A 22,587-nucleotide genomic window follows, 5' to 3' on the forward strand; every position below is an offset into this window, starting at 1 on the left:
TTGAATTAAAAATTACACGAAAACCCGATGGTGTACGACCGCTGCGACGGGTACGCACCATAGTCGATGCCCTGCTGCAAGAGTGACTGTGCGTAAGAGCTTACCTCGGGATCAAAGCCGGTGTAGTGGGTCAAAGTCCACAAGTTGGTAGCCGTAACGAAAAGCCGCGGATGCTGTACCGGGCCCAGCTTCGGGAACGTATAGGCAATGCTCAGCATTTTTAGCCGGACAAAACTACCGTCCTCCACCATCGTGGAGTTGATGTCACCGGAAGCGATACCGCGCTGGATGCCGGGAAACTTGGGATCATTATGCGGATTGGATTCGGTATAACGTTTCTGGTACCACTCCTCAGACTGGTTGAAGCCTACGCCCCCATAATCCACGACTCCATTGTTGATGTAAAAATTGGTAAGGTTCAGCACATCATTACCCACCGAACCTGTAAATAATGCATTCACAGACAGGTTCCGCCAGGTCAGGTCATTGCTCCACCCGAATGTAAAATCAGGGTTAGACTTGCCGAGTACCACCCGGTCGGCGGCCGTGATGATGCCATCGGCGTTGGTATCTGCATAAATCCACGATCCGTAAATGGGCGTACCCTTGGAGCCTGGCGGACGCGGTCCCTCAAAAGTTGCGAAGGTAGGATTGCCGTCCTGATCAAAATCGGTCGGCTGAGTCAAGCCCTGGACGCGGTACCCGAAAAAACGGCCGACTTCCTCACCTGGTGTAAGAATCCCGGACACACCGCCGAGCAGGTTTCCATTGATGCTGACATAATCCGGCTGCGTCCGCTCGCCCAGGTTTACCAGCGTATTCAGGTTCCTGGAAATATTCAGCCGGCTCGACAGCGTAATGTTCTGTTTTTTAATGATGTTGCCCGTGATGCTCAGCTCAACACCCTGGTTTCGCATGGTCCCGTAATTGTCGATAATGGTGGAAACCCCCGACTGTGTGGGTACGCGCCGCGGCTGAAGCAGGTCCTGGGTTGTTTTGTTATAGTAGTCAAAGCTGAGTACAAGACGGTCGTTTGCGGTATTGAAATCTGCACCTGCATTAAACTGCCGCGTACGCTCCCAGGACAGGTTAGGATTCGAAAGGGTATTTGGAAAAATACCGGTGTTGATTACCGCACCTGCACCGCCGGGCCCCATTTCGTAAAAGCTGCTCGCAAATTGTGAAAGCGAGGAGTAAGGTCCGATCGCCTGGCTTCCGGTTTCTCCATATGAAACCCGCAACTTGGTGTTCGATACAAACCGGACATTCTTCATGAATTCCTCCTGGTCGAGGTTCCAGGCCAGTGCTACCGACGGGAACCAGCCGTACTTGCGGTTTTCGGCAAAAGGTGAAGCCCCGTCCACCCGCAAAGATGAGTTGAGTACATATTTGCCTTTGAAAGAGTAATTGGCACGGATAAAAGCAGATTGCAAAATGCGTTTTTCCTTGAACGAACCGATTGATTGCGACTGAGCAGCACCGATATTATCCACCCCGAAAAAAGGAACTTCAAAGCCTGAGTACACCGTATTGACAAACTCCGTGACCTGGTCATTGTACTCCACCCCCAGGGTTGTGTTCAGGTAGTGGTTTGTGTTCAATGTTTTTTCATACTGAAAATAAGCATTGACGTTGTAGCTGTATGTATTGGATGTGTTGTTGCTGCCCCTTCCTTTAACCGGGTTTCCCTCTGCAGTGGAGGGTGGCAGAAACACTTTCCGGCGGGTGAGGTTCTGGTTACCTCCCAGGCTTACGACCAGCTGCAACCCGTCGGCGAGCTTGAAATAGTTTTCAAAGTTCAGAATGGAATAGTCGCTTTGCGTCACGTCCGTCTTCGCCATGAGCTCATTATAGGGATTTGAAAAATAATACCCCTGGTAGTTCGGGATACCCAGACTGTTGTTTCCAAGATAGTCGATGCCGAGTGTAGGCGCAGCCCGCAAACCGTCCATCAGACCACCCGCACTCGGCCACGCGCGGGAAGCTGTTACAGCCCGGTTGGTTTTCTGGCGGGTAAATGCAAGCTGGCCTTTAACGCTGTACCAGTTGTTGAGTGCACTGTTCAGGTTCACCCGCAGGCTTCCCCGGTTGTTATTGGAGTTGATGATCGTGCCTTTTTCCTGAAGATAGTTGCCGGAGATATAATACGAAGACTTTTCGGCCCCGCCCGACAGGCTCAGCGTCACATCCTGGCGGAAACTTGGCTGCGTCACAGCGGCAACCCAGTCGGTATTGGTCATAGCACTGTCGAGGTTAGCAAAAGGCGGTGTGCGGTCGGTCATCGCATAACTCTCATTGATGATCTCCGCATACTGACGCGAATTCATCATTCTGATCGGGTTGGACACCGCCCCGAAGGATGTTTTATTGACCAGCTCTACCCTGCCCTCGCCCCGCTTACCCGACTTCGTGGTGATGAGCACCACGCCATTGGCACCGCGCGACCCATAGATGGCAGTAGCGGAAGCATCTTTCAGGATCTCCATGCTTTCAATGTCGTTGGGATTGATCCCATACAGCCCGTTCTGGCTATACGCACCCGTAAAGTTGGCGCCGGCCTCGCGGTAGGGCGGCATTGGAAAACCATCGATCACATACAGCGGCTCATTGTTTCCGCTCAGCGAGTTATTTCCCCTGATCCGCACTACCGAAGCTGCTCCTGGCTCCCCGGAGGTTTCCACGATCTGCACACCCGTGGTACGGCCCTGCAACGCCTGATCCACCGTGTTGATGACAGCAGACTTATACTCCGTTGAAGACACCCTGGATGTTGCACTGGCGAGGTCGCGCTTGCTCTGGGCGCCATAGCCTACTACCACTACCTCGTCCAGCGACCTGGCCGACGGCACAAGCTGTATGTTGAAAGCGGTTTGCCCCTGTACCGGCATTTCCCGGGTAGTAAAACCCATTGAACTGATCACCAGCGTTGCACCCTGTTCCGGTACTTTCAATGTAAAGGTGCCGTCCGGTTCCGTGATCGCCTGTGTTTGGGTACCTTTTACCAGTACACTCACGCCGGGCATAGCCCCGCCTTTTTCGTCTGTTACTTTCCCTTTGATCTGCTTACCGCCAACTTGGCTTGCTGCTGAATCAGGGGAAAGTGTGGCTGTACCGGGCTGCGGCTGGTTCGGAGTACCCGCAGCAGATGGTTGCGGTGTGGGATTGCGGGAAGGAACCTGGGAGGATGAGTCGGGCCTGGATTGTGACGTGGAGTCTGTCAGCGCCGGGCGGGAAGTAGTGTCGGCCTGCGCAGGCTTGACGAGCGGGTCAAATGCCTGGGATGAGCGGGCTGGTGCGGGGCGGCTGGTGTCGGCAGGGGTCGATTTACGAGTGGTGTCCTGCCTGGTGGTCCCGCCGGGTGGCGATGCTTCCTTTGTTCGTGTGCTGTCCGGGGCATTTTGCTGGGCTTGGAGGTTGATGTTGTTGGTAAAAGTAAAAAGCAGCAGCATAAAAATACCCCTCAGAAGAACGAGCCGGGACCGGATGGGGCCGGGCTCGTCTGATCGTTGAGCTTTCAGCATAGTTTTGTTGGCTTGGTGAGCAGGAAGATGTCCTGTTTGTTTGAATAATGCAGCGGGGAAAAAAATCATACCGACCTCCCTCGGCGGGCTGGAATACCTTTTTGCAGGGATTGGCAGGACATTTTGAGGAGCTAACCCTCACACCTATATGTGTGGCACGCTCGTGGCTGTAAGAGAGGAATGCGGGGGAATGTAATTTGTTATTTTGCTAAATAGGGTGAAACACAATAGCCGTTTTTGGAAAAAACAAGGTTACCATTACATTTGTCAAATACCCCTATGCAGTTACAAGGCAGCCCCGACTGTTGGAAATAACTATAAAACTTACACGCAATGAGCCAGGAACAATTGCTTACCGTCGACTATGTGGACTCACAGATTGGAAATATTATTGACTACTACGTCCGGTGGGACTTTGAAGAAGAGCCGTTTTACGGAAAAGCCAGGATCAGGGGACTGATAGACGATCAATATGGCCGGCTGAAAATCATCTGCGATGTAATTGAAGGAAGTGATCTCGAACAAGCCTTCGAGCAAGAGGAGGTTTTTATGGCTTCTGACGGCCACCCGATTTATTCCGGGACCCTTCCGGGCATCTACTCGGCCAACTGGGTGACTACCGACGGTAAGAAACGCAAGCAGATATTTATTTCTCCCGAAAACGAAAATCCGAAAGACTTCGCCGTCGCGCAAACCAACAGCAAAGTGGTCGTCAAAAGGATCCTTTGATCTCTGACGACCACAATGGTTATATCGGATTAATATTTCACGATCTTTTTAGTCAGCACCCGGTCTGTAAATTCAGCCTGAATAATGTACAGGCCGGCTGCAAATGGCGTGAGGTTGAAATTGTAAATATTGGTCCCGACCTCTCCCTCAACTAACTTTCCGGCCACTTTCTTCCCTGCCGAATTGTACACCGACACCGCTTTCAGGTTAGCCGGATGCGGATAAAACTGCACCGAAACCAGCCCGCCCGTCGGGTTTGGCGTCACCAGAAAGCCGGCTTCTTTCAAATTCGGGTTGACCGTAACTGTGCGGATGTTGATATCGTCAAGGTATACGTCATTCTCGTTTCCATTGGTGTTCAAAAACGCGATCAGCACTTCGCCCTGGCCGATGTACTCACTTATATTAATCCGCTCCTGCCTCCATTCACTTGCGGCCGGCGTAAATGCAGTTCGTGTGGCCGCGTTCCGGGTCACGAGCTCCGAGCCCCATTTTTTGTACAAAGTCGTGTAGGTCTGCCCGCAGTCTGTACTGATCAGGACAGACAATGTATCCCAGACATTCCCCTGGGCTGACGGATTGGTATAAGTAGCTGCTGCCACCTGAAAAGACACGAATGCGGAGTCAGTGCCTGCAATGTTGACCGTAGGCGTGCGAAGGTAATCGCGTGCTCCAACCGTGTCATTATTAAAATTCGAGATTCTTACCGATGAGCTGCCCGTCCTGGCTGCTGCGGCCGTTTTCTCCCAGGTCGATCCGCCGTCTTCATTGACAATGTCCCAACCCTTCGGCATAAAAAGGCTTTCGAAGCTTTCCGTCACGGGTGGCTGAAACGGTTCGTAATACAGGAAAGACAAACTTTCAGCATCATTGGTCGGATCCTCATCCGCTGCCCCGTTTGGATTGCTGGTGTAAACGCTCAGCACGTGGATGCCCTCACCGACGGACAGTTCGGACAGTGACAAAGTTGCCTCTGCATAAGTGGCAAGGGAGCCGGTCCAGTTGTAGTTGTAAACCGTCCCATCATCAATCACTGCATGAACCTGCACCGACGAGAGCGTCTCTGAGCCGCGGTTCACAAGCGTGATGCGCGGCGTGAAGGCAGGTTCGCAAAGGCGCTGGTCAGGCTGGGTGATACTCCTGATGGATGCATCTTTTGATTTGAGGTTGATGGGGGTACAGCGGTCACTCTGCCCCAGCGACGACCGGTACTGCGAAAATGCACTTTCCATGCGGAGTACCTGCTGCACGGTAAACATGAGCAGACAGTTATCGGGCGTGTAATCCATGAAATTCTGGTACATGATCCCCGGTGAGGTTGGCGTGCAGTTGTCAGTGACCACGCCGGTCCGGCAGGCTGACGAACTGTTTGCCTGGTTTGGCGTATCGTCTACCTGATCGGTACCCGAGCAGGACCCGTTATCGTCTCCCCAGATGTGGTACAGGTTGAAATAGTGACCCAGCTCATGCGTCAGCGTTTTGCCCTGGTTGTAGCTTGCCGCTGCACCTTCCGGCAGCGAAGCATAGTCGATCACCACACCCTGCTCAGCGGGCACCCCGTCATCAGGAAAAGTTGCATAGCCCAATGTGCTCGACGCCAGGTCGCAGATCCAGATGTTGAGGTATTGATCCGGATCCCAGGCATCTGCCCCGCCGGTTTCGGCATGCTTGACGAGGTTGGTAGTATAATCAAAAGTATTGCGGGTGGTGGTATAGCGCACAATGCCGGTAGCGGGCTGATCAGCAGGTGTACGCTGGGCAAGACAAAAACGAATGCGGGACTGACCGAACAGTGCCCTGAAATACGAAGGTATCCTTGCTGCACCTGCATTCAGTCCGGCATAATCCTTGTTGATCGTGTCGAGCTGCGCCTGGATTTGCGCGTCGGTGACGAACGATTGCCTGTTCATTACGACGTGGAAAACCACGGGTATGGTAATGTCTGCGTTTGTTTTAAAGTTTTTACCCTGAGCAATGCGCAGCCTGATGAGCTCTTTAAGCTGGCTTTCGCGCTGATCGAACATCAGTTTAAGACCAGGTTGCTTTAAAAATCGCGTATTGAGGAGCTCCATCGTACCACACCGGTCCTGCGCCTGGCTTGCAGCACTAAACAGTACAAGAAATGTGATAAAGCAGGTAATTGTTTTATAAAAACGTATAATTTGTTGCATTGGACTGGTATAATAAATCAGGGTGCCGCCCATGCCCATGATGATCCGGCTGAGCGAATAATTAATTATTACTACGAAAATTTGATGCCGCATGATGCGACAGTTCTTTATTTAATTTGTTTTTAATAAAACGAACGCTGCATGGAGCCCGCCGCCACAACCAACTCCGGAAATCCCTTACGCAAGATCATCCATATTGATATGGACGCATTCTACGCGTCGGTGGAGCAGCGGGACTTTCCTCAGTACCGCGGCAAACCCATTGCGGTAGGCGGCTCTCCTACCGGCCGTGGCGTGGTAGCGACGGCAAGCTACGAGGCAAGAAAGTACGGTGTGAAGTCGGCCATGTCTTCGGCCAAGGCAATCCAGCTATGTCCGCAGCTCATTTTTGTGCGCCCCCGGTTTGATGTTTATAAAACAGTTTCGTCCCAGATCCGGGACATTTTCAGGCGCTATACAGACATTATTGAGCCCCTTTCGCTGGATGAAGCATTCTTGGACGTGACTGTCGATAAGCAACAGATCGGCTCTGCGATGGACATTGCAGGGCGGATCAAGGCGGCGATCCGGGACGAGCTCCACCTTACAGCATCCGCGGGCGTGTCGGTGAACAAATTCGTGGCCAAAATAGCTTCGGACATTAACAAACCCGACGGGATTACCTTCATCGGCCCATCGAAAGTAGAGACCTTCATCAACAATCTTCCGGTAGAGAAATTTTTTGGCGTAGGCAGGGTGACCGCTGCCAAGATGCAGCGTATGCAGCTGTTTACCGGAGCGGATCTTAAAAAACTTACAGAGGATGAGCTGGTGCGGCATTTTGGAAAAACAGGCCGCTTTTTTTACCAGATCGTACGCGGTATCGACGACCGCCAGGTGCAGCCCCACCGCGAGACCAAATCGCTGGGCCCTGAGGATACATTTACCAAAGACCTCACCGAAATGGAAGATATGTATGCAGAACTCGAAAGGATCGGGGAAACCGTTTGCACCCGCCTGGAAAAGAAGCAGCTGAAAGGGCGAACACTGACGTTGAAAGTAAAATTCGCAGACTTCACCCAGCTGACGCGCAACTATTCTTTCCTGCATCCGGTGGGAGACCTGAACACCATTACGGGTACTGCCATTGAGCTCCTCAATAAACTGGAGATGCAGGGCAAGGCCGTGCGGCTGCTGGGTATTTCGCTGTCCAACTTCGGAGAGCGGGAAGTAGTGCGCCGCCCGGGTTACCCCGAGCAGCTCGAACTTTTCCCTTTAACCTGAAACTTACAGAAGCAATGCATCCACGCGGTGTGCCTGTACCTTGCCCTCGCAGGGTGACCACGAAAATATGGTAAATCGGCCGTCCTGGGACGCCACCAGTGCAATCGTGTCGCGCTGGTCGTACACAAACTGGGCTGCTGACAAATGCCGGGTACCACCGTTCTGTACGGGGTGCACTACCGCCGGAACATTGCCCAGCACAGGCTCCGTCACGAGCATTTCCTCCACCGCCGGCGCTCCTTCCGCCCGGCTGATCTTCGCGCCAAAGGCAAGCAGCTCATATTGCTCATTGATAATGGTAGCACCGTCCACAGCAGTAAGCCCTGCCAGGTGGTCGATCGCGGCAGTGAGCTGTCCCTGCCAGACCACGGGATGCAGCTCATCGCGAAAGCGCCGGTGCACCGAGGATAGCTCGGAAAATGGTTGTACCTGGTAGGTAATCGGATGCACGATCGAGCGCCGCCAGCGTTCACTTCCTTTGGGTACGACGAGCAAAATACCGCCGCGTTCGTGGCTGCGCATGGATACTGCCACTTGCACCAGAATATTGAGTGAGTCATTCCAGATGGTAGAGGCCGTAAAGCCGATCATGGAATTGATTACCGAAGGACAGTCCCTCACCCGCCCGCTCGACTCGTCGACCACTTTTACCTGGTCACCTTTAAGAACCGCCACGTTCACGAATTTTCCAAAACCATCAACCCTCCGGTGCTTGATCACGAGCATACCGGGTTCAATGACTTCCAGCACAAAGCACAGGCCCGGAATGACGCGGGTGGTGCCCCATATTTTCAGCTCGCCACCATAATTCCAGATGCCAAGATGGATGCCTGAACGTTCCACTGCCGGTGCGAGCTTCGTCAGGTTGGCACTTGTAAGCGGCAGGTTCTGACCGAAAATGAGGGGATGTTCAGCAGCCTCCGGCGGCAGGAAGGCAAGTGAAATTTTGGGAGAACGTCCCTCTTCCCTGCCCAGACTGGCCCAGAAAGTGGTATCAATGATCGTCTCGATCATACCAGCCGTCGGGATAGGTGCCAGCTCCTGTTCATAGTAGCTGCGGACCGACAAATGATGCTTCTGAAAGTGCCGCTCAACTTCTGCCGAAACAATGCGGGCTGCTTTATAGGTCGTGACCGGTACCGAGGCTCCTTCACTTACCTCGGGTCTAGGGAGATCAAAAATCATCTGACGAACATTTTAATGGTGATGTTCCAGGCTTGTGAATGCCTGACAAACGGGTTTGGGCCGATTACCTGTATGAACAAACGCAGACTTCAAAAAGTTGGGCGGAGCCGGCACTGAGTATTTTTTTTCTCAACAATCCAAGACTTTTTACCCATCATCAGAAGCGCATTGCTGTGACAATGAACAATTTTCAGCCGCAGAATAAGTGTTTATCTATTTTGTTCTACAAAAAAATGCACCTTGCGTTCCAACCAATCCCGGTACGCTGACGTCGTACACTATATAAAATGCCGGAAGGCAATCGATCCGGCGGCCATGAACATTGCAAAAACACCAATCAAATGAATACTTCAGTAAGAGAACACAGGATGCCGCACCGATGCACTTGTCCGGGTAAAGGCGGGAATAATTGGAGAATAGAAATAATGTTTTTACCAAATGCCGGAAAGGCATAGACAAACCCGGTGATCCGCTGAACCAGACAGTTGAAAGTACCTTTGCGCTTCTTCCAAATCCACCAACCAAAGCCAGCAATCCTTATTCTGCCGTCCCTATTTCAGCTCCGGGCTGCCTATGCCGAAAAAAGAAAGTAACCGGCCATTGACAAGCGTATATAGGTCTGCGAGGCCGTTTTCAGGTCGAAAAGGATGGTTCAATTATTTACAAGTGGATTTTACATTCAAAGCAGAGGGCAATGAAATATGAGTACAAGGCGTTTGAAAAGCATTCCGCTTCCTTCTTCGCCCACAAAGTTTACTTAAAACTGAATGCTATCGGGTACACTATATACTCTACACTTAAACAGGAAGATTAATGAAAAGCATCTCGGTAGTAATTCCGAACTACAACGGAAGACACCTGTTCGAAAAGTATTTCGAGAGTAATTACAGGATTCTTCAGCGGCTCGGCACCAATGTCCAGATCATTGTCGTCGACGATGCGTCCAAGGATGATTCCGTCGCTTACCTGGAAGAACATTACGGTGACGAGATTACCATCATCCGTAAGGAACAAAATTCAGGCTTTTCACACACCTGCAATCTGGGCATCCAGCAAGCAAACAACGATCTGATATTTCTTCTCAATACCGATGTGACCCTTGAAGAAGGTTATTTTGAGAAGCTTTACAAATATTTTGAGCTGGAAGACACCTTTGGTGTTATGGGGCGCATTATCGGAATGGATGACGACAATATCCTGGATGCCGCCCGCTCACCCAAAATCCTGGGGAGAAAGATTAAACCGAGCAACTTCTTCTATTTGCAGGATTCCGATAGTCTTACGCCGACTTTTTACCTTTCCGGTGCCATCGCGCTGATGGATACGCGTAAACTGAAAGCGATCAACGGTTTCAATGAAATGTTTAACCCTTATTACGGGGAAGATCAGGAAATGTCGATCCGCGCGTGGCGACTCGGCTGGAAATGCTACTACGAGCACAATGCAGTGTGCCGGCACGAGGTTTCGGCCAGTACCAAGGGGCATAAGGACAATTATTCTGTCAAAAGAATTTATTTCCGCAACCGGTACTACATGCACCACCTGCACCTGCACGGCATTGACCTGAATCTGTATCATTTGCAGGTAATTCTGAGCGATGTCATTCCCAGTATCCTGACGTTCCAGTTTTATAAAGCGCAGGCTTACTTCGATTTTCTGCAGAATATGAACGAGCTGAAACTGAAGAAGACAGCGTTCACCAAGCAGATGAAAACCTACAAATCGAACATTGGCATCAAGGAAATTATGGAGAACATCCATTTCATGCTACAACACAAGCAGGTAATTAAATTATAGTCACGGGCGGGTTTTCTGCCGATATGGGTTAATTTTGACCCTCTAAAAACCGGAAATCTCACGATTTCCGGCTATTTTACTTTCAGGCGTGCCAGTCGCGCCCTTATTGCTGATGAAGACATATTTCAGATTACTTTCTTTTGCCCAACCCATTGCGAGATTCGCTGTACCCTACATCATTTTCACTGTTCTCGGGGTTATTTTCAATACATTAAACCTTGCACTTCTGGTACCCCTGCTGAGCACGTTGTTCAGCACGAGGGAAACTGCCGTACCCGTGCATAAGCCTGAAAGCTGGTGGGAGGTGACGGATGTCATGACCTACTACGCACAGCTGGCCAACCAGACCTACGGTCCGCATACGGCCCTTCAGATCGTGTGCGGCGTGATTGTGCTTTCCGTGATGTTCTCCAATGTTTTCAAATACTTTTCGCAGCGGGTTATGGAAAACCTGCGCATTCATACCCTGCTGAATCTGCGAAAAACGGTTTTTGACAATGTAATGAACCTGCACACGGGCTATTTCAGCAACCAGCGGAAAGGTGATATTATTTCAAAGATTGCGTCGGACGTTCAGGTGGTGCAATTTTCTGTGACAGGGACGCTGCAGGTCGTATTCAAGGAGCCGCTTCAGCTGATTGCCTACGTGTTCATGCTTTTTGCGATTTCGGTGAAGCTTACCTTTTTTGCAGTACTTGTAATTCCGATCTCCGCATTTCTGATTTCAAAGATTGTCAAGAGATTAAAGGAGCAGGCGACCCAGGCGCAGCAGTTGTTCGGGTTGATGATCAGTTACTTGGATGAAGCACTTTCGGGCATCAAGATCATCAAGGCATTCAATGCCACCCAGGATATCAAGGACAAATTTCATCAGGAAAATATCCGCTACTCCGAGCTGGGCAGGAAAATGGCGCGCCGGCAGCAGCTTGGCGGGCCCGTATCCGAATTTCTGGGTGTGCTGATGGTAGCGGTCATTGTACTCTACGGCGGCACGCTGATCCTCGACAATCAGTCTGAGCTCACCGTGCCCAAGTTCATCGGGTATATTGCCCTGTTTTCGCAGGTGATGCGCCCGGCCAAAGCACTTACAGACTCGTTCAGCACCATTCACGCGGGCATCGCTGCGGGTGAGCGTGTACTTGAACTGATTGACGAAAAACCCGCGATACAGGACGGGCCCGATGCCATTCACGTACAGGAATTCAGAGAATCCATCAGGCTTCACGACCTGTCGTTCTCCTACCCCGGCCGGCAGGTGCTCAAATCAATCAACCTGACCATACCGAAAGGAAAGACGATTGCGCTGGTAGGTCCGTCGGGCGGTGGCAAGTCAACGCTGATGGACCTCATACCAAGGTTTATCGAGGCAGATCAAGGAAGTGTTACGCTGGACGGACTCGATACCCGCCAGATCAGGCTCGAATCGCTCTGGTCGCTGATTGGTGTTGTGAACCAGGAGTCGGTACTTTTCAATGAAACCATCCACGCCAACATTGCATTCGGCGTTCCGGGTGCTACCCGCGAGGCTGTGGAAGCGGCAGCCAGGGTGGCCAATGCACATGAATTTATCATGCAAACGGAGCACGGGTACAATACAAACATCGGCGACCGTGGCGTGAAGCTCTCGGGCGGACAAAAGCAGCGCCTCTGCATTGCGCGGGCCGTACTCAAAAATCCACCTGTCATGTTGCTCGACGAAGCTACGTCTGCCCTTGATACGGAATCAGAAAAGCTGGTTCAGGAAGCATTGAACAACCTGATGAGAAACCGCACTTCCCTGGTTATCGCACACAGACTCAGCACCATCCAGAGTGCCGATTGCATTGTGGTACTGGAAGACGGATGCATTGTAGAGCAGGGCAACCATGCGGAACTGATGGCGAGGGAAGGCCTTTACCGCAGGTTGGTGGACATGCAGCAGTTTACCGAAATATGATGGAAAACGCTGCGCTGGTATCGATTGCATTGTGCACCTACAACGGAGCCGAATTCCTGGAATTACAGTTGCAGTCGGTTATAGCTCAGTCATTCAAAAAATGGCAGCTGGTGGTAGTGGACGATTGTTCCACGGATGAAACCTGGAATATTTTGCAACGCTACGCCGGAGCGGACGAGCGCATCAGTCTGCACCGGAATGCGGATAATATGGGCTACAACCGTAATTTTGAGAAAGCAGTACAGCTGTGTGACGGTGATTACATTGCCATTTGTGACCAGGATGATGTATGGCATCCCGACAAGCTGCAGACACAGCTGAATGCAATGAGTGACCATCAGCTGGTGTACCACGACTCGGCATTGATCGACCAGCACGGTAAGCCGATGCATGTTTCAATTTCTGAAAGATTCAACTTTTACCGGGGCAGTGAGCCCGAAGTTTTCCTGTACATGAACTGTGTATCCGGACATACGATTCTGATGAAACGCAGCCTGCTGCAGCGTGCGCTACCTTTTCCGCACCACTTTCATTACGACCAGTGGCTGGCATTTGTGGCGGCTGGTACAGGCTCGATTGACTTCATACCCGAAAACCTTGTCCAGTACCGTCAGCACCGGAATAATAACACTGACCTGCTTGCATTGCATGTAAAGAAAAGAAGTGCGCAGGAACGCATCAGACAACTTGAACGTGAGGAAGAGTGGCTCGCCTTGTGCTCGCGGCTAGGAGAAACCCACCGCGAACTCATCGGGCGGCTCTGGCAGCTTTGCCGCATCAGAAACAATTCATTTATGAACCTCCGTTACGGCATTGAGATCTGGAAAAATCGCCGGACGCTTTTATATCTGCTCAAAAAACCCGCTACAAGCAAGTTTTTTTATACGCTGAGGAAAATATGGGGACGCAAAGCCAAGGTACTGGCCTGAACCCCGTCAACAAATAACGTATGAACCCGATCGTCAGCATTATCATACCCTCTTACAACTACGGTTTTGTTATTGGCGAAACCCTGCGCAACATTCAGGATCAGTCATTTCAAAACTGGGAAGCGATCATTGTGGACGATGGCTCGCGCGACAATACGGCGGCGGTCGTCAGGCAATTTGTGGATACGGATGCGCGCATCCGCTTCTTCCCCCAGGAAAATAAGGGCGTGTCGGCAGCCCGCAACCTGGGTTTTCAAAAGGCTAACGGGAAATACATCCAGTTTCTGGATGCCGACGACCTGCTGAGTCGCGACAAGCTGACATTACAGGTCGATTTTCTGGAAAGAAACCCGGATACGGACATTTCGTACACGGACCATATTTACTTTGAGACCAATAAGCCGGACATTCATTATCCGGATTATGAAATGAACCACCACAACTGGCTGCCTAAGATTGACGCGAGGGGGTATGAGGTTGTTAATGTGCTGATATACTCCAACATAGCTGTTGTAAGTAGTCCCTTGCTCCGGCGGGAGATTGTTGAAAAAGTAAATGGATTTCCCGAGTACAGCAACTATACCGAGGATTGGGAGTTCTGGTTTTTGTGTGCCGTAAATGGTGCCCGCTACACTTTCCTCAACCATCCCGATGCCCTTACGATGATCCGCATTCACCAGCGCAATACCAGCCGGAACATCCAGATCATGCAGGCCGGCGAGCTGAAGTACCGTAAAAGGATTGTTGCGAATGTGCAGCAATCTGCATTTTTGAGCGGGGAAGAGAAAGAGCGGCTGCTAGCCAAAAACGAGGCGAGCACCCATAAGCTTTACAAGTACATGATGTACCATGCAAACCTGGCGAGCCCGGAGCAGCTCAGGACCATGTACGGACTCACAAGCTTCAAGACGTTTGTTTCATTTTACTTCAAAGCCCTCAACTACAAGCGGAAGGCGCTTTTCAAAAAATCAAGGTAAATGGTACCCGAAAATGCACAAAGCCCGGTGGAGATCGACATCATCATGCTCAGCTATGCCAGCAGCAATGCTTTAAAGAAGATCACCGAAGATGCCGTCCGGTCCCTGCAGGCTTCCGAAAATCCCGCAGAAGTGAAGTTTAACATTGTCGTGCTGGAATCGAACAAGTCGCTGAAACCTTACCGGTACCCGGGTACGACTACCTTATATCCTTGGCAGCAGTTTGGCTACCACCGCTACATGAACATCGGGATCCGCAAAACCAGTGCGCCGTATGTGTGTATCTGCAACAACGACCTTATTTTTCATCCCGGCTGGGCCAGTGAAATCCTCAAAGCATTCCGATCGGATCCGGAACTCGTGAGCGTATCCCCGGCGTGCAGTGTGCATCATCCCGAGCACGGCATTGCTCTGAACTCCGGCTTACATTACGGCTATGAGGTACGTAAGGAACTCATCGGCTGGTGCCTGCTTTTTAAAAGGAGCATACTGAAAACGACCGGCCGCCTGGATCCTGCTTTTAAGTTCTGGTATGCTGATAATGATTACAGCAATACACTTCAGAAGTTCGGGCTCAAACACGCCTTGGTGACTTCCTCCATTGTCGATCACCTGGAAAGCCGCACGCTGAACACGAAGAATGTGAAAGAGCGGCTTGAACTGACGAGCCGCGAGCGGTTTTACTACGAGTACAAATGGGAAGGTCGAAGCTACTTCTCCTATCTCAACCGGCTGCGTAAATTTTATACGGAGCTCAAAAAAATCCGGTGATCAGACCGACTTTCTCATTCTCACCAGCGCAATCATCAGCTTGAAAGGAAAGGAAAGTGTAGCAACCCGTGACCTCCGCGTACTCCATACCAGGCGCAGCAGCTGTAATTTTGTAAAATTTTCCTTGTTGATACAGTCCTGTAAAAACAAGGTCAGAACATGCCTTTCCAGGCTTTTGAGGTTCTTTTCAGGCAGGTTGTCTGCATTCACCGGGAGAATATGGCTCCATTTTTCGTGCACCTTCACGATTTCTTCCAGCCAGGTATGATCAAAATTCCCTTCGGAAAAATGCCTGAGCAGGATTTCAAATGTGACGGCTACCTCATACGCCTGTCCCGCTGCGATAGCGAAATCCAAGTCATACCCATGGAAGCGCCTCAGTAAATGTTCATCAAACGGATACCTGACCGCCGCTTCTTTCCGTGCACAAAACCAGCAGCCATCCACACAGGCAACGCGCGACAACTTCTCATTCCGGGGATTCCGGAGGTCAGCCTTATCAGGTGCGCCGGAATGCCGGTATCCCTGAATAAGATTGCAGTAAAAGCCGCCATTTTCCTGCAAATGGTAATTGTACCAGCTTGACGGGCAAAGACTTTTGTATCCGCCTCCCGCAATGCCGACGATCCCAAGCCTGGCATTCTCATCAAAAATTTCCACTATTTTCTGCCCCCAGTCCGGTGTCAGCATTTCAATATCTTCATGCATGTAGCAAATGATATCGTACCTGGCCGCACGTGTAACTTCATTGTAAACCGCACAAATTCCCCTCCGAGCCGCAGCATTGTCGATTGCAATAATCTCGTGTGGTACCCCGATGGTGGCTTCAATGCTCGACTTAGCCTGTGAAAGATCGGCAGGCCGGACGGAACAGATAACAATGGAAATCATGAAAAATAGACCGTGAAGATGGTGGGCAAAGTTAATGTTTTAAGTAGAATACGACCCGGCAGCGCATTTATTACCAAAATCCCTATACGTATGAAACGCATTCTGTTCCTCCTGCTGCTGGTAGTCCATACCACGGCATTTGCCCAGCTCAAACTTGCAAGGCTCTTCTCCGACCACGTGGTATTGCAGCGCCAGAAACCCATCCCTGTATGGGGCTGGGCAGCTCCGGGCGAACGTGTGAAGGTAATGCTTGCCAGCCAGACGCTGAGCACCAAAGCCGACGCCAATGGAAAATGGGCCGTACGCTTTGCCCCGCTCGAAGCAGGCGGGCCGCATACCATCACTGCCACGGCAAAGTCGGGCAGCCTGTCGGTCAACGACGTACTCATTGGTGAGGTATGGCTTTGTTCAGGCCAGTCCAATATGGAATGGACCGTTGCCTCGGCCAAAAACTACGAGCAGGAGCGCAAAAATGCAGATTACCCCCAGATACGTCATTTCCGTGTGGACCATGAGGTGACGCTCACCCCCGAGCAGGACCTGAAAACCGGTGAGTGGAAAGTTGCGTCGCCGGAGTCGGTCGGCGGTTTTTCGGCAGTGGGATTTTTCTTTGCACGGGAAATTTATGAAAAGCTGCACGTGCCGGTCGGGCTGCTGCATTCCTCCTGGGGTGGCTCCCAGATTGAAGGCTGGATCAGCAAGGAAGCGATGCTTACCGACCCCGAGCTCAAATCCTATGTGGCAACCATGCCCAAAACCTGGGAGCAGGCGGATGGTATCATGGACGAAAAATTAAAAAAACAACTATTCAAAAAAGCAGGCTATACGCCGTCGCCAGAAGATGAAAAGGCTTACGCGAGCGGAAAAGCTGCTTTTTCAGCCTGGCAAAAAGTCGAAGATCCTATCGGGCAGTGGGACTGGAAAGGTCTGATGGGCTTTCGCGGACAGGCATTTATGGCCAAGGAAGTCGATATTCCCGCTGAAATTGCAAGTAAAGAGACGATCCTGTCGCTTCCTGAAAATGATAGTCCAAATGTGATCTGGATCAATGGAAAGATCGTTCACGAAGGCACTCAGAAAGGAGTGCGGAAGATCACTGTACCGGCCGGAACCTGGTCGGCAGGCAGCAACCAACTTGTTGTTAAAATGGGAAATATGGTGGCAAATGCATGGTTCGGACCGGGAATGATGGGTTCAGCAGGCGACCTTTACGTGGAAGCCGGCGGACAAAAGGTGAGCCTCGCCAAAGACTGGTACCTGATGCCCTCGTTTGCTTCGCCCCACCAGTACGCTCACCTGATGAACAATGTCGGTACAACGATTTACAATGCCATGATCGCTCCATTGGTTCCTTTTGGCATACGCGGTACGCTCTGGTACCAGGGCGAAACTAACACAGGGCGCGCCTACCAGTACCGCCGTACGTTTCCGCTGATGATCAAAGACTGGCGCAAGGCATGGAACGACGAGTTTTCTTTCTACTGGGTTCAGCTGTCCAGCTTCGGACCCGAAACTGACAGCAACAAAGGCAGCAACTGGGCCGAGCTGCGCGAAGCGCAGAACATGACGCTTGAACTGCCCAAAACAGGCATGGCGGTCACAACCGATGTGGGCAACCCAAAAGACATTCACCCCACCAACAAGCAGGATGTCGGTCACCGGCTGGCGGTAAATGCATTGAAGATGGATTACGGGATGGATTTACCTTATGCCTCTCCCCTATACGATAAAATGTCAGTGGAAGGCAGCAAGGCTGTTATCACTTTCAAACATGCGGAGCAGGGCCTTGTGGTTAAGGATCGGTACGGCTACCTGAAAGGTTTTGAAATCGCCGGCGAAGATAAGGTATTCCATTTTGCAAAGGCAGAAGTGGATGGAGGTAAAGTCATCGTGTCGCATCCTGCCGTGACGCGCCCGGTAGCCGTGCGCTACGCCTGGGCGTATGCCCCGGACGATGCCAACCTGTATGGTCAGGACAACCTGCCTGCAAGTCCCTTCCGCACAGACGACTGGCCCGGCACAACCATCAATGCCAAATTCGAGTAAGTAATTCCGGAAACTTATACTGCTGACCCACTGATGCGATTTCTACAATCTGTTGCCGCAGCCGCTGCTTTCTGCGGATTTGCTTTTATAACTGCCGGAGACCAGGACGGTGAAAACTCCGGTAAGAACTGGGCCGAGTACCTGGGCGGTCCGGGCCGCAATCATTACTCTACCCTCAGTCAGATCAACACCGGCAATGTACAAAAGCTCAAAGTGGCCTGGACGTATGCCATGCCGGACTCAGGCCAGACGCAGGTAAATCCGCTGATTGTGGATGGGGTGCTTTATGGCGTGACCAGCGGGGTTCAGGCATTTGCACTCGACGCAGCTACCGGCCGGGAGCTGTGGATGTTTGGGGATAAATCAAAAGTAGGCTCCAATACCAGCCGGGGGCTTACCTACTGGACTGACGGACGCGAAAAGGTGATTTTTCATAGCATGGGCCCGTACCTGTACGCGCTGGATGCACGCACAGGCAAGATAATGGAACGCTTCGGCGATCATGGGCGCATAGACCTGCATACCGGTCTTCCCGATATTGCGCAGGACAAATACATGGTATCCAACACGCCCGGAACCATCTTTGAAGACCTGATCATCATGCCGTTGAGGCTTTCGGAAGAATCGGATGCCGCGCCGGGTGATCTGCGCGCATTCAATGTGCGGACAGGAAAGCTGGAATGGACGTTTCATACGATCCCTTACCCCGGTGAATTTGGCTACGAGACGTTTCCACCGGATGCATATCAAAACACCTATACTGGCGGAGCCAACAACTGGGCGGGCATGGCAATCGACCGCAAGTCAGGGATCCTGTTTGTTCCTACGGGATCCGCCGGATACGACTTTTATGGCGGCAAGCGCAAGGGTGCCAACCTTTTTGCCAACTGCCTTCTCGCAATCGATGCCCGCACGGGCAAGCGGATCTGGCATTACCAGACGATGCACCACGACATCTGGGATCGTGACCTTCCCGCACCGCCAAACCTGATTACGGTGAAGAAAAATGGCAAAACCCTTGAAGCAGTAGCGCAGGTCAGCAAGCAGGGCTATGTTTTTGTTTTTGAAAGAAAAACGGGAAAACCTGTATACCCGATCAAGGAAGTGAATGCGCCCCTGGATGCGCTGCCCGGAGAATTTCCGTGGCCAACCCAGCCCGTCCCCGCCCAGCCGGCACCATTTGCCCGGCAGGCTTATACGCTTACAGAAAAGGATATCAGTCCCTATGCGCCGGATCGCGATTCACTGCGTGCGAAGTTCAGTACGTACCGCCGGGAGCTGTTTGCTGCGCCCAGCCGGGAAGGTACGGTCATTATGCCCGGATTTGATGGCGGAGCTGAGTGGGGAGGCGCAGCCGCTGATCCGGACCGCGGAATTTTGTACGTCAACAGCAATGAAATGGCCTGGATCCTGACCATGAAAGATACGCCTAAGGCAAGTGACCTGGCTGCATTGACTCCCGGGCAAAAAGTGTACAGCACCTACTGCACTACTTGCCACGGACCGGAGCGTAAAGGAAATGCAAAAAGTGGATATCCATCGCTCCTGGGCATCGGGCAGCGGCGTGATCATGCATATGTAAGCCAGCTGCTCACCACAGGTAAGGGCATGATGCCCGGGTTCACCATGCTTTCTGCGGGCGAAAAAGCCGCACTGATCGCTTTTTTGTTTGAAGAAGAAAAAACGGAACCCGGCAGCGATCTGCCTGCATCCAGAAAAACCTTCCTGCCATATCAAAGCACCGGGTACAACAAATTCCTGGACGCAAACGGCCTTCCTGCGATTGCACCGCCCTGGGGTACGCTCAATGCAATCAACCTGAATACCGGCGAGTACCTCTGGAAAATTCCTTTTGGTGAAATCGAGAGCCTGCGTAACAAAGGGATACCTGTTACCGGATCCGAAAACTACGGTGGGCCTGTGGTCACGGCGGGCGGATTGCTGTTCATAGCGGCTACCCGCGACGGCAAGTTTCATGCTTATGATAAAAAAACAGGTAAGCTCCTGTGGGAAACGCAGCTGCCCGCCGCAGGCTTTGCAACTCCCTCGACCTACGAAGTCAATGGAAAGCAATACGTGGTGATCGCGTGCGGCGGCACCAAGCTGGGAACCCGGAAAGGAAATCAGTACGTGGCATTTGCATTGGAATGAAAGATCGGCCGCTATTTTATTCCAGGGTCAGCCAGGTATAACTATCGGCCGGGATTTGCACCGTCAGGGTTATGTGGTAGTCGCGGGAGACGGTGTACGTCTTGCTTTGTCCGCCTTTTTCCCGGATCGTCACGGACTTATGAAGACCCGTATAGTACACTGGAAGGCTGATTACGCGGGTCAGCGGCTTCTCCGACGGATTGTACAGCATGGCCAGCCCTTTTTGCGGCAGTACAGGATTCACATGCAGGATACCGTCCCAGTCACGTCCGTCTGCCCGGCGGAGATGGATGATGTCGGAGTTAAGGATATCGCGGTACTTTTTGTACCAATCCACAACCCCGGCCACAGTCTGCCGGGTCTTTTCCGTGTCGAAAAGCCTGGGCCCGCGGTAGCAGGCCTGCACACCGGCTCCATAGTATTGCGTCATGAGTTGTTCGTAATCGCCGAGATGCTCAGAGAGCGGTTCGAGGATGGCATCGGGCCCTCCTCCCTGGTATTTGGTCAATGGTACAAAGCCCCAGACCATGGAAGGGATCTCATTCCAGGTAGCATCAAATATGTTCTGCCGGTTCAAAATTCTCTGCTGCTCTCTTGACAAGGAAAAATTAACCTCCCGGTAACCGAGGCCGATCTTATTCGTACCGTCAAGAAAATACCAGTCGGGCGCATTGACGTAAATCCCCTGCGCATTGCACCAGCGGTACAGGCTTTTTTGCAGCTCCATCTGCTTCCATTGCGAATCATGCAGCCCTTCGTGACCGGGGTGGGTTACGGATGCGCAAACATCACCGGGGTACGGACCGTCGTTTTCGAAGATTGTAAAGCCTGTGTTGCTCATGAATTTTTTCAGCTTGTCCAGGTACGCCAGGCCCCATTTGCTTCCCAGGCAGGGGGCATTCCCGAAAAACGCGCCGCCGGGTTCCCCGGTTTTCGGATCTATCACATCGTCCTCACGACTGATTTTTCTTGAACTGAACAGCGAGTAACTTCCGATAGCAATATGCCTGCTCCTGGCATAATCTGCAAGTTTCTTCCATTTTTGCAGGTTTGCTTCTGATACATCTTCCATGTCGCAGTGGCTTCCAAAGCTGAGGATCAATGCCTCGTACCCGGTTGCGGCACACTGGTCAATGGCAGTGACAACTTCCTCATCATTCTTACTCACCAGATGCATAAAGATCGGGTTTGAGGTGGTCCACGGAGCGATGGCGCGGTACATGCTGCGGATTGCCATCCCTTTCCGCTCACGGTCGTAAGTATCCTGCAGCAGCTCGTAAGTGCGCACAGATTCGACCGAATCGCCTTTTGCAAGTGTTACCCCCATATTCCGGGTCGGATGTATTTCCAGCAGGCAGGGCGTTTGAAAATCGTAGTTCACCTGCGAGGTATAAGCCGGGTCGGGCATCCAGTGTGTGGCCTGGTCGCTCAGGTTGTAGCGCATGGCATTGTTGAAAGCAAAATTGTTTTCAATGTAAATACCATTGGGCTTCGCCAGCTTCTCCGTACTTCCCACCACTGCACTTTCCTCCTCCGCGACTGCCAGAATTTCACTGATTACCTGGTCAATCAGCACCTTTTGTTCACCTTTGTTTTCGACGGTTACCCATTTGCTCAGCAGCGGAAGTCCGTCAAATACCGCATAGTGCACAAGCACTTCCAGGCCACGCAGTGCAGGTAGCTCGGATGTAAACCGAAACGAAATTTTCTTGCCTGACGCACCCTTTTTGACCCCCGTCCAGAATGCACCCTTCCATTCCAGTACAGGCTGCAATTCGGTTGTTGTAAAATCAACGAAATGAAATGCGCTGTCTGACCTGCGCAGGTCGTCCACCCACTCGGGTAGCAGGTAACCGAGCTCTTTCTGACCGGTCAGCCCACCTACCGGGAAAGTAACTCCATGGATCACCAGCCGGGCTTCGGGCTTCACAGCCCGAAGCAGCTGCTGCCCGTTCCGCATATTGCGGTAGTCGGTACAGGCCAGGTCTGGTGTGATGCGGAAAACCCTTTTAACAAGACCATTGTAGAGCACAATGTCCTTCCGGTCGCTGCTGAGGTAAATGCCTGCCTTTTCCTTGACGGGCGTAATAAGCCAGTCGGCGGGGGTGTGATGCTGTGGTTCGGGTTTCCAGACGGGCAAAGATTGTGTATGGGCAAAAAGACACGTAAAACACAGCGGCATGGCGATCAGCCAGGCTCTTGAAAAAATGAACATGAATT

The 22,587-nt window shown here is 51.8% G+C and carries 14 protein-coding genes; 9 read left to right on the top strand and 5 right to left on the bottom strand.

Going from position 1 to position 22,587, the window contains the following annotated elements:
• Positions 1–5 precede the first annotated feature (5 nt).
• Positions 6–3,521 carry a SusC/RagA family TonB-linked outer membrane protein gene (locus HWI92_RS06015; protein ID WP_204661607.1) on the bottom strand — a complete coding sequence of 1,172 codons (3,516 nt, stop codon included), beginning with the start codon at positions 3,519–3,521 and terminating at the stop codon, positions 6–8.
• Between the two features lie 333 nt (positions 3,522–3,854).
• Between HWI92_RS06015 and HWI92_RS06020 the strand changes: the two genes are divergently transcribed.
• On the top strand, positions 3,855–4,250 hold the full coding sequence (locus HWI92_RS06020; protein WP_204661609.1) for a hypothetical protein: 396 nt from the start codon (positions 3,855–3,857) through the stop codon (positions 4,248–4,250).
• Positions 4,251–4,279: 29 nt separating this feature from the next.
• On the opposite strand, the gene HWI92_RS06025 is transcribed toward HWI92_RS06020, so the two are convergent.
• On the bottom strand, positions 4,280–6,421 hold the full coding sequence (locus HWI92_RS06025; RefSeq protein ID WP_229248961.1) for a M43 family zinc metalloprotease: 2,142 nt from the start codon (positions 6,419–6,421) through the stop codon (positions 4,280–4,282).
• Positions 6,422–6,562: 141 nt separating this feature from the next.
• On the opposite strand from HWI92_RS06025, the gene dinB reads away from it, so the two are divergent.
• Entirely contained in the window at positions 6,563–7,684 is a 1,122-nt protein-coding gene (gene dinB, locus HWI92_RS06030) for a DNA polymerase IV (protein ID WP_204661611.1), read from the top strand.
• Positions 7,685–7,687: 3 nt separating this feature from the next.
• On the opposite strand, the gene HWI92_RS06035 is transcribed toward dinB, so the two are convergent.
• Positions 7,688–8,869 (bottom strand): putative sensor domain DACNV-containing protein, encoded by a 1,182-nt coding sequence (locus tag HWI92_RS06035; protein WP_204661614.1) that lies wholly within the window; start codon positions 8,867–8,869, stop codon positions 7,688–7,690.
• Positions 8,870–9,682: 813 nt separating this feature from the next.
• On the opposite strand from HWI92_RS06035, the gene HWI92_RS06040 reads away from it, so the two are divergent.
• The 5 genes from HWI92_RS06040 to HWI92_RS06060 all read left to right on the top strand — a co-directional run bounded on the left by HWI92_RS06040 (position 9,683) and on the right by HWI92_RS06060 (position 15,279).
• Entirely contained in the window at positions 9,683–10,666 is a 984-nt protein-coding gene (locus tag HWI92_RS06040; RefSeq protein ID WP_204661616.1) for a glycosyltransferase family 2 protein, read from the top strand.
• A gap of 112 nt (positions 10,667–10,778) precedes the next feature.
• The gene (locus HWI92_RS06045) at positions 10,779–12,602 is read left to right on the top strand and encodes an ABC transporter ATP-binding protein (protein WP_204661618.1); all 1,824 of its coding nucleotides are present in this window, start codon (positions 10,779–10,781) and stop codon (positions 12,600–12,602) included.
• Positions 12,599–13,531, top strand: coding sequence for a glycosyltransferase family 2 protein (locus HWI92_RS06050; protein WP_229248964.1), 933 nt, complete (start codon positions 12,599–12,601; stop codon positions 13,529–13,531). Before HWI92_RS06045 ends, HWI92_RS06050 begins: the two co-directional genes overlap by 4 nt.
• A gap of 20 nt (positions 13,532–13,551) precedes the next feature.
• Positions 13,552–14,508, top strand: a complete 957-nt coding sequence (locus tag HWI92_RS06055) for a glycosyltransferase family 2 protein (RefSeq protein ID WP_204661621.1) — start codon at positions 13,552–13,554, stop codon at positions 14,506–14,508.
• Positions 14,509–15,279: a glycosyltransferase family 2 protein gene (locus HWI92_RS06060; RefSeq protein WP_204661623.1), complete on the top strand. Its 771-nt coding sequence runs from the start codon at positions 14,509–14,511 to the stop codon at positions 15,277–15,279.
• Here HWI92_RS06060 and HWI92_RS06065 read toward each other — a convergent pair whose 3' ends face one another.
• Complete coding sequence (locus HWI92_RS06065; protein WP_204661625.1) at positions 15,280–16,170, bottom strand: glycosyltransferase; 891 nt, start codon at positions 16,168–16,170, stop codon at positions 15,280–15,282.
• Positions 16,171–16,260: 90 nt separating this feature from the next.
• Here HWI92_RS06065 and HWI92_RS06070 point away from each other — a divergent pair, with 90 nt between their 5' ends.
• Positions 16,261–18,216: a sialate O-acetylesterase gene (locus HWI92_RS06070; protein WP_204661627.1), complete on the top strand. Its 1,956-nt coding sequence runs from the start codon at positions 16,261–16,263 to the stop codon at positions 18,214–18,216.
• Between the two features lie 33 nt (positions 18,217–18,249).
• Positions 18,250–20,367, top strand: a complete 2,118-nt coding sequence (locus HWI92_RS06075; protein ID WP_204661629.1) for an outer membrane protein assembly factor BamB family protein — start codon at positions 18,250–18,252, stop codon at positions 20,365–20,367.
• Positions 20,368–20,383: 16 nt separating this feature from the next.
• Here the strand turns inward: HWI92_RS06075 and HWI92_RS06080 are convergent, their stop codons facing one another.
• The gene (locus tag HWI92_RS06080; RefSeq protein WP_204661631.1) at positions 20,384–22,582 is read right to left on the bottom strand and encodes an alpha-galactosidase; all 2,199 of its coding nucleotides are present in this window, start codon (positions 22,580–22,582) and stop codon (positions 20,384–20,386) included.
• Positions 22,583–22,587 lie beyond the last annotated feature (5 nt).

The sequence above is a fragment of the Dyadobacter sandarakinus genome, from assembly GCF_016894445.1.
Taxonomy (GTDB): domain Bacteria; phylum Bacteroidota; class Bacteroidia; order Cytophagales; family Spirosomataceae; genus Dyadobacter; species Dyadobacter sandarakinus.

Excerpts from the sequence above, each read along its gene's own strand:
- HWI92_RS06015 (WP_204661607.1), bottom strand. The coding sequence starts at position 3,521 with ATGCTGAAAGCTCAACGATCAGACGAGCCCGGCCCCATCCGGTCCCGG.
- HWI92_RS06050 (WP_229248964.1), top strand. The coding sequence starts at position 12,599 with ATGATGGAAAACGCTGCGCTGGTATCGATTGCATTGTGCACCTACAAC.
- HWI92_RS06020 (WP_204661609.1), top strand. The coding sequence starts at position 3,855 with ATGAGCCAGGAACAATTGCTTACCGTCGACTATGTGGACTCACAGATT.
- HWI92_RS06070 (WP_204661627.1), top strand. The coding sequence starts at position 16,261 with ATGAAACGCATTCTGTTCCTCCTGCTGCTGGTAGTCCATACCACGGCA.
- HWI92_RS06075 (WP_204661629.1), top strand. The coding sequence starts at position 18,250 with ATGCGATTTCTACAATCTGTTGCCGCAGCCGCTGCTTTCTGCGGATTT.
- HWI92_RS06035 (WP_204661614.1), bottom strand. The coding sequence starts at position 8,869 with ATGATTTTTGATCTCCCTAGACCCGAGGTAAGTGAAGGAGCCTCGGTA.
- HWI92_RS06065 (WP_204661625.1), bottom strand. The coding sequence starts at position 16,170 with ATGATTTCCATTGTTATCTGTTCCGTCCGGCCTGCCGATCTTTCACAG.
- HWI92_RS06040 (WP_204661616.1), top strand. The coding sequence starts at position 9,683 with ATGAAAAGCATCTCGGTAGTAATTCCGAACTACAACGGAAGACACCTG.
- HWI92_RS06080 (WP_204661631.1), bottom strand. The coding sequence starts at position 22,582 with ATGTTCATTTTTTCAAGAGCCTGGCTGATCGCCATGCCGCTGTGTTTT.
- HWI92_RS06045 (WP_204661618.1), top strand. The coding sequence starts at position 10,779 with ATGAAGACATATTTCAGATTACTTTCTTTTGCCCAACCCATTGCGAGA.
- HWI92_RS06025 (WP_229248961.1), bottom strand. The coding sequence starts at position 6,421 with ATGCAACAAATTATACGTTTTTATAAAACAATTACCTGCTTTATCACA.
- HWI92_RS06060 (WP_204661623.1), top strand. The coding sequence starts at position 14,509 with ATGGTACCCGAAAATGCACAAAGCCCGGTGGAGATCGACATCATCATG.
- dinB (WP_204661611.1), top strand. The coding sequence starts at position 6,563 with ATGGAGCCCGCCGCCACAACCAACTCCGGAAATCCCTTACGCAAGATC.
- HWI92_RS06055 (WP_204661621.1), top strand. The coding sequence starts at position 13,552 with ATGAACCCGATCGTCAGCATTATCATACCCTCTTACAACTACGGTTTT.